Source organism: uncultured Arenimonas sp., assembly GCF_963976025.1.
GTDB lineage: Bacteria > Pseudomonadota > Gammaproteobacteria > Xanthomonadales > Xanthomonadaceae > Arenimonas.
On sequence record NZ_CAXBJS010000125.1, the window covers coordinates 1 to 7,870 of the forward strand.

Here is a 7,870-nt window from a genome sequence, read left to right on the forward strand (position 1 = left end):
GTCGACTTTTGGCCCCGAGACCCGGGGCAAGAGCGTCGAAACTCGACTCTGACCCGGGTTTTAGCGGGTGGCGAGCCAGGTGCCGCCGTAGACCAGCAGGGACAGGCCGACGTAGGCCATCTCCACCCGCCGCTTGCGCGCCGGCTCGCCGCGCGCGCCGAAGAGGTCCAGCACCAGCTGCCGCAGCAGGAAGGTGTAGAGGATGTAGTACAGGAAGGGCGTGACGTGCACCGCCACCGGGAAGTCGCCCAGCGACTTGCCGAACAGCGACAGGATCCAGTCGATCTCCACCCAGATGCCGAACAGGCCCAGCCCGGCGTTGATGAACATCCAGCGCACTTCGTCCAGGCCGAAAATCGCCAGGTAGAAAATCACGTAAACGGTGATGGCGATGCCGCCATGCATGTACAGGAAGGCCAGGTCCGGCCCGTTGCTGGCATAGGCCATGAAAAAGCCCGACAACCCGAACATGCCCATGTGGAACAGGAAGAACGGGTAGATGAACCACTTGGGCGCCATTTCGCCCTTGCGGTAGAGCTTGCCGTTGATGGTCAGGTCGCTGCGAAGCTTCACCTGGCCCCCTCCCTTCAGCCGCGGGCAGCGCGGATCTGGGCGTCGACGGCGGCAATCGCGGTCATGTTGACGACGCGGCGCACGGTGGCCGAAGGGGTCAGCACGTGGGCCGAGGCGGCCAGGCCCATCAGGATCGGGCCGATGCCGACGCCGTCGGTGACGTTGCGCACCAGGTTGTAGCTGGCGTTGGCGGCGTCGAGGTTGGCGAAGGCCAGCAGGTTGGCGCGGCCGGACAGCTTGGAGTTCGGGAAGATGCGGTTGCGCGCTTCTTCGTTCAGGGCGATGTCGGCGTGCATCTCGCCTTCGACCTCGAGCTTGGGCGCGCGCTCGCGCAGGATCGCCAGCGCGTCGCGCATCTTCTGCGAGCTGGCCGATTCGCTGGAGCCGAAGTTGCTGTGGCTCACCAGCGCCGCCTTGGGCGTGATGCCGAACAGCTTCAGGCGGAAGGCCGCCTGCACGACGCTTTCGGCCACCTGGGCGGCGGTCGGATCGACCTGCACATGGGTGTCGGTAAAGAAGAACACGCCCTTCTCGTTCAGCACCGCGCTAAGCGCCGACAGCCCGCGCACTTCGTTTTCCAGGCCCAGTACTTCGCGCACGTACTTGAGCTTGCGCACGAAGCGGCCAACCATGCCGCACAGCAGCGCGTCGGCCTCGCCACGGCGCACCATCAGCGCGGCGATGACGACGTCGCGCGAGCGCACCACGGCCTTGGCCGCGGCCGGCGTGATGCCCTTGCGCTGCATGATCTCGTGGTAGAGCTGCCAGTAGTCGTTGAAGCGCGGATCGTCGTCGATGTTCGTCACGTCGACATCGATACCGATGCGCAGGCGCAGGCCCAGGCGCTGGATGCGGCGTTCGATCACCGCCGGGCGGCCGACCAGGATCGGCCGGGCCAGGCCTTCGTCCACCACCGTCTGCACGGCGCGCAGCACGGTTTCTTCCTCGCCTTCGGCGTAGACCACGCGTTTGCGGTCGGCGCGGGCGCGGTCGAACACCGGCTTCATCAGCAGGCCGGTGCGGAACACCCAGCTCGAGAGGCGGTCGCGGTAACTTTCGATGTCTTCGATGGGCCGCGTCGCCACGCCCGAGGCCATGGCGGCCTCGGCCACGGCCGGTGCCAGCGACACCAGCAGGCGCGGGTCGAAAGGCCGCGGGATCAGGTATTCGGGGCCAAAACGCGGGGTTTCACCGGCGTAGGCGGCGCCGAGGTCGGTGGCCTCGCGGCGCGCCAGGTCGGCAATGGCGTGCACGCAGGCCAGCTTCATTTCTTCGTTGATCGTCGTGGCGCCGACGTCGAGCGCGCCGCGGAAGATGTACGGGAAACACAGGGCGTTGTTGACCTGGTTCGGGAAGTCGCTGCGGCCGGTGGCGATCACCGCGTCCGGGCGCGACTGGCGGGCCAGTTCGGGATCGATCTCGGGCGTGGGGTTGGCCAGGGCGAAGATGACCGGTTTGTCGGCCATCGTCTTCACCATTTCCGGCTTGAGCACGCCGCCGGCGGAGACGCCCAGGAACACGTCGGCACCGTTGACGATCTCGGCCAGCGCTCGCGCCGCGGTGTCGCGCGCATACCGCGCGATGCCTTCGTTGACGCCGCCGGCACACAGGTCGGGGCGGCCGGTGTGCAGCACGCCGTCGCGGTCGACCACGTGGATGTTGGTGGGTTTGACGCCCAGCGCCACCAGCATGTCCAGGCAGGCGATACCGGCCGCGCCGGCGCCGCTGACCGCCAGCCTGATGTTGGCGATGTCCTTGCCGACCACGTGCAGCGCGTTGATGAGCGCGGCGCCGACGATGATGGCCGTGCCGTGCTGGTCGTCGTGGAAGACGGGAATCTTCAGCCGCTCGCGCAGCTTCTTTTCGACCACGAAACACTCGGGCGCCTTGATGTCTTCAAGGTTGATGCCGCCGAAGGTGGGCTCGAGGCTGGCGATGATCTCGACCAGCTTGTCCGGGTCGTTTTCGTTGATTTCCAGGTCGAACACGTCGATGCCGGCGAACTTCTGGAACAGCACGCCCTTGCCTTCCATCACCGGTTTGCCCGCCAACGGGCCGATGTTGCCCAGGCCCAGCACGGCGGTACCGTTGGTGATCACGCCCACCAGGTTGCCGCGCGCGGTAAGCGCGCTGGCCTCGCCCGGGTCGGCGACGATGGCTTCGCAGGCCGCGGCCACGCCCGGCGAATACGCCAGCGCCAGGTCGCGCTGGGTCACCATGGCCTTGGTCGGCGTCACCTTGATCTTCCCCGCCGGCGCCTGGCGGTGGTAATCGAGGGCGGCAAGCTTGAAGTCTTCTTGTTCGGACATGGGCAGGGCGTCGGCGTGCTTTGCGCAAGAGGGTCCTGATTGTAGCGCCCTGCCCGACCCGGCTGCCGACGCGGCCGTATGGCCGTTCGGCATGCGTTATCCTCGTCCCAGCCATCGAGAGGGCCCCCGCCCCGCCATGAGCCAGTCGCAAGACCCCGGCGCAACGCCGTCCCCGGACGCCAACGGCACCACTGGCGCGTTCCGCTTCGGCCGTTTCGAACTGCACCCCGCCCGCCACGAACTGCTGCGCGACGGCGAGCCGGTGGACCTGCAGCCCAAGGTGCTCGAGTTCATTGCCTACCTGCTGCTCAACCGCGGCCGCGTGGTGGACAAGAACGAGCTGCTCGACGCCGTGTGGCCGCGCCAGGTGGTCACCGAGGCGGCGCTCAGCCGCTGCGCGATGAAAGCGCGCCGCGCGCTGGACGACGAAGCGGGTTCGCCGCAGGTGATCCTTACCGTGCACGGGCGCGGCTTCCGCTTCATTGCACCGGTGGAGCCGGTGCAGGAGCGGCGCCTGGTCCCGCGTGTCGCCGACGTGCCCGCTCCGGGGCCGGAACCGCAGCCGCCGGCAGCCGCCGTCGCGCCAGCCCCGGCCGCCCCTGCCGCAGCCAAAACCGCGCCCCGGCCGATGCCTCGCGGCGCCTGGGCGCTGGGGGCGCTTGCGGCCCTGACCCTGGCCCTGCTGGGTGGTTGGTGGTGGCAGCACCAGGCCGACCAGGCGACCCTGATGGACGGGCACGCCCGGGTGGCCGTGCTGCCGATCGAAAACGCCACGGACGACGCGCGCTACGACTGGGCGCGACTGGGCCTGATGCAGGCCCTGACCGACATTCTGCAGCGACGCACGGCGACGGTGCCCGCCGACGCGGTGTTCGAGATCGAACAGGCCCTGGCCGACCTGCCCGCCGACGAACGCGTGCAACGACTGCGTGCGGCGCACGGTGCCAGCCACGTCGTTTCCGGCCGGCTGCTTCGCCGGGGCGGCCTGCTGCGGCTCGACTACGCCATCACCGGCCCCGACGGCCAGGTCCGTCGCCGCAGCACCGTCGCCGACGACGTGCCGGCGCTCGCGCGCGCCGCCGCCGCCGAACTGGGCGCCGGCGTCAACGTGCGCGGCACCAGCCGGCCGGTGTCGGAAGACAACTTCGCCAACGAAGCCTACCTGCGCGGCCTGGCGCAGCGCCTGCAGGGCGACTTCCCGGGCGCGCAGCGTTATTTCCAGCTGGCGTCGGAACAGGTTCCCGACGCCTTCTGGCCGCGCCTGCAGCTGGCCCGCGGCCAGGCCGAGATGGGCGAACTGGCCGCGGCGCGCACCCAGCTCGAACAGCTGCTGGCCGAAGCCGATCGCAACGGCGACCCCTTCGAGCGCCTGGCCGTGCGCAACGCGCTGGCGGTCCTGCTTTGGCGCAAGGGCGACAACGTGAAAGCCGAACCGCTGCTTGCCGAAGCCCTGGCACTGGCGCGCGAAACCCATGACGCCGACGCCGAAGCGACGGTGCTTTCGCGCCTTGGCATCCTGCATACCTACACCGACCAATACGACCAGGCGCGCCGCTACCTGCAGGAAGCCATGGCCGCCGAACGCCGGGCCGGGTTGATGACCGTGTCGCCGGAACTGAGCCATTCCCAGGGTCAGCTGGCGCTTCGCGAAGGCGACCTGGCCAACGCCAGCGCCCACATCGAGGCGGCGCTGGCCGGCTTCCGCCTGCAGGGCAACCGCCGCAGCGAGGGCATCGCGCTCAACTCGCTGGCCAACCTGCGCCGGCGCCAGGGCCGCTTCGAAGAGGCGCGCGACCTGGCCGCGCAAACCGTGCAGCTGCATCGCGAACTGGGCAACCCCACCGCCGAAGCCTCGGCGCTGATCCAGCTGGCGGTAGCCCAGGCCCAGATGGGCCAGCTTTCGCTGGCCTGGGACACCGCATTTGAAGCCGTGCAACTGGCCGCGAAGATCGACCAGTCGCCCAACCTGGCGGGCGCCACGTCGGTACTTGGCCAGTTCAGCGTCGACCTGGGCCGGCATGAAGAAGCCGAGCGATACCTGCGCCAGGCCGAGATCCTGATGCTGGCCGCCGACGACCCGGTGGGCGCCTGGCGTCCCAGGCTGTGGCTGGCGCGGTCGGCGGCGATGCAGGGGCGGCGCGAAGAAGCCGAGGCGGCGCTCGAGGCGCTGCTGGCTGAAATCGGCGACGAGGGCTCGGCGGCCATGCGCGTGGACGTGCTGCGCAACCTCGCCCAGCTGCGCCTGGACGCCGGCGACCCGGCCGGGGCCCATGCGCGCCTTGACCAGGCGATGGCCGTGGCCACGCAGATCGACGACCCGCGCCGGGTCGCCCAGCTGCACGCCTGGCGCGCCAACGCCTGGCTGGCCCAGGACCGCACCGACGACGCCCGCCGCGAACTGGACCTGTCGGCCGGCGAACTCGACGGCGACCCGCTGCAGCTGCGCATCGAGGCCGCCTGGCTGGCGGCCACCGGCGACCCGGCCGGCGCCCTGGCCATGGAACAGCGCGCCCGCGACGCCTCCGGCGAGCGCTGGCAGCCCGACGACCAGGCCCGACTGGCGGCCCGCGAGGCCGCCGTCCGCTAGACCCGGGCGTGCCATAAGTCATTGTTTTTCCTGACCGGAACCACCGGTCAGGCAGGGTCATGAACTGGTCAGTGACCGGTCCGGGCCCGGTCAGGACTGCCCGCTTCCGGACACCGAGACTGCGGCCCGCGGAATGTCCCGCGCCCCGCCCCGGAGTCCCCGATGTCCACGTCCGCCCGCCCCCGGCTTGGCCCGCTGGTGTTCGCTTACGCGATCGCCAGCTACTTCGTGTTCCTCGCGACCTTCCTGTACGCCATTGGCTTCGTCGGCAACCTGCTGGTGCCGCGCTCGATCGACTCGCCGGCGCTGGTTCCCCTGGGTGATGCGCTGCTGGTCAATCTTGGCCTGCTGGCCGCGTTCGCCGTTCAGCACAGCCTGATGGCCCGGCCGGCCTTCAAGCGTGGCCTGCAGCGCGTGCTGCCGGCGGCGGCCGAACGGTCCACCTATGTGCTGGCTTCGAGTCTGGCGCTGCTGGCGCTGTTCTGGTTCTGGCAGCCGATGGGCGGCGTGGTCTGGGACCTGCACGAACCGTTCGCCCGCGGCGCGCTGCTGGGCCTGTACGCCTTCGGCTGGGGCCTGGTGCTGGTGAGCACCTTCCTGATCAGCCACGCCGACCTGTTCGGCCTGCGCCAGGCCTGGCTGTATCTGCGCGGCCGCCCCTGCCCGCCGCTGCCCTTCCACACGCCCGGCCTTTACCGGCTGGTGCGGCACCCGCTTTACCTGGGTTGGCTGTTCGCCTTCTGGGCGACGCCGACCATGACCGTCGCGCACTTCGTGTTCGCGCTGATGACCACCGCCTACATCGTGGTGGCAATCCAGTTCGAGGAAAACGACCTGCTGGCGGTCCACCCCGAATACGCCGACTACCGGCGTCGCGTGCCGATGCTCATCCCGGGCCCGGTGCGCAAACCCCGTGCGGCCCAGGCCGCCCCGCAGCACCTCCCCCACGACAACGAAAGGACCACCCCATGAACGCCATTGCCAATGACATCCATCCCGCGCCGGCCCAGGCCGGCAACGACTCCGCGCGTTACGCCCGCTGCATCGAGGCGTCCCGCCGCATCCGCTGGGAAATCGACCGCGACGTTTTCAAGGGCCGCGAGTTCGACCTGGCCCACAAGTTCCTGCCCGACGGCCTGAGCCGGCTGGACCGCTCCAGCCTGGCCGATGAATCCGAGCGCCGGCTGATGAGCCAGGTGCAGGGCCGCACCTACGCCTACATCTTTGGCCTGGTCGAACGCTTCATCAACGCCAAGGTGCTCGAGATCGGCCAGCGCTACGCCCTGGGCGACCAGGTCAAGCTCGAGGCGCTGGTGCGCTTCAGCGACGAAGAGATCAAGCACCAGGAAATGTTCCGCCGCATCGAAACCATGATCGGCGGCATCATGCCGGCCGGCTATGAGTGCACCGCCAACCCCGACCAGGTGGCGCGCGCCGTGCTCGGCAAGTCCACCTGGTCGGTGCTGGCGCTGACCCTGCATATCGAGCTGTTCACGCAGGCGCACTACAAGCAGTCGATTTCGCCCGACGATGCGCTGTCGCCGCTGTACAAGGACGTTTTCCTGTTCCACTGGCGCGAAGAATCGCAGCACGCCATCCTCGACGAGCTCGAGCTGCGCCAGGAACACGAGCGCCTGGACGCCGCCGCGCGCGACACCGCGGTCGACGACCTGATCGCCCTGGTTGGTGCCGTCGACGGCATCCTGCAGGCGCAGGCGCGCGCGGACGCCGATTATTTCTGCGCGATCGTGCCGCGCGTGGTCGCCGCCGACGAACAGGCCCGCATCGAAAGCGAAACCCTGGCCGCCTACCGCTGGCAGTACATCGTCTCGGGCGTGCAGGAGCCGCGTTTCCAGCAGGTGCTGGGCGAACTGCTCACCGACGCCCAGATGCAGCGCGTCGGCACCGCCCTGGAGCCGCTGTTCGCGGCCGTTGCCTGACCTGGAGCCGGGAAATGACGCTGGCTTCCCTGTTGATGGCGGCTGCGGCCGCCGTAAACCCCTCCGTGACCCCTGCCCAGGACTGGGCAGGGGACACGCAATTCGCGCTGCGAGGCGGCGCAGGCTCGGTGGTGGCCACCGGCCTGGGCGCGCCGCCGTCCGACGCACCGTTCCAGGCACAGGCGCAGGCCGCGCTTGACCGCATCCTCGCGCGGCTCGGCAAGGCCGGTCTCGGGCCAGGCGATGTCGCCCGCACCCGCATCTACGTGGCCGACATTGCCCGGGGCGCCGACATCGCCCTGGCGCACAAGGCGGCGTTCGATTCGCATCGCCCCACGATCGTCATGACCCAGGTCGATGGGCTTCCTGACGGCGTCCTGGTCGCCATCCATGCCGAACTGCTGGTCGGGCATGGCGAACCCCGACGAATCGGCCGCGGCGGCGCGCTCGAGGAACGTTAC

6 protein-coding genes are annotated in these 7,870 nt (G+C 69.6%); 4 read left to right on the plus strand and 2 right to left on the minus strand.

Features of this window, described 5'->3' with window-relative positions; genetic code table 11:
* Nucleotides 1-60: 60 nt before the first annotated feature.
* Nucleotides 61-573, minus strand: coding sequence for a hypothetical protein (locus AACZ35_RS10155; protein ID WP_339828780.1), 513 nt, complete (start codon nucleotides 571-573; stop codon nucleotides 61-63).
* Between the two features lie 14 nt (nucleotides 574-587).
* Nucleotides 588-2,882: an NADP-dependent malic enzyme gene (locus AACZ35_RS10160; RefSeq protein WP_339828783.1), complete on the minus strand. Its 2,295-nt coding sequence runs from the start codon at nucleotides 2,880-2,882 to the stop codon at nucleotides 588-590.
* Nucleotides 2,883-3,018: 136 nt separating this feature from the next.
* On the opposite strand from AACZ35_RS10160, the gene AACZ35_RS10165 reads away from it, so the two are divergent.
* The 4 genes from AACZ35_RS10165 to AACZ35_RS10180 all read left to right on the plus strand — a co-directional run.
* A complete protein-coding gene (locus AACZ35_RS10165) occupies nucleotides 3,019-5,469 on the plus strand; it encodes a tetratricopeptide repeat protein (protein ID WP_339828786.1) in 2,451 nt (816 codons plus the stop codon).
* A gap of 162 nt (nucleotides 5,470-5,631) precedes the next feature.
* The gene (gene mddA, locus AACZ35_RS10170; RefSeq protein ID WP_339828788.1) at nucleotides 5,632-6,441 is read left to right on the plus strand and encodes a methanethiol S-methyltransferase; all 810 of its coding nucleotides are present in this window, start codon (nucleotides 5,632-5,634) and stop codon (nucleotides 6,439-6,441) included.
* Nucleotides 6,438-7,409, plus strand: a complete 972-nt coding sequence (locus tag AACZ35_RS10175) for a hypothetical protein (protein ID WP_339828790.1) — start codon at nucleotides 6,438-6,440, stop codon at nucleotides 7,407-7,409. Before mddA ends, AACZ35_RS10175 begins: the two co-directional genes overlap by 4 nt.
* A 14-nt stretch (nucleotides 7,410-7,423) precedes the next feature.
* A partial coding sequence (locus AACZ35_RS10180; RefSeq protein ID WP_339828792.1) for a Rid family hydrolase occupies nucleotides 7,424-7,870 on the plus strand: 447 nt, incomplete at its 3' end.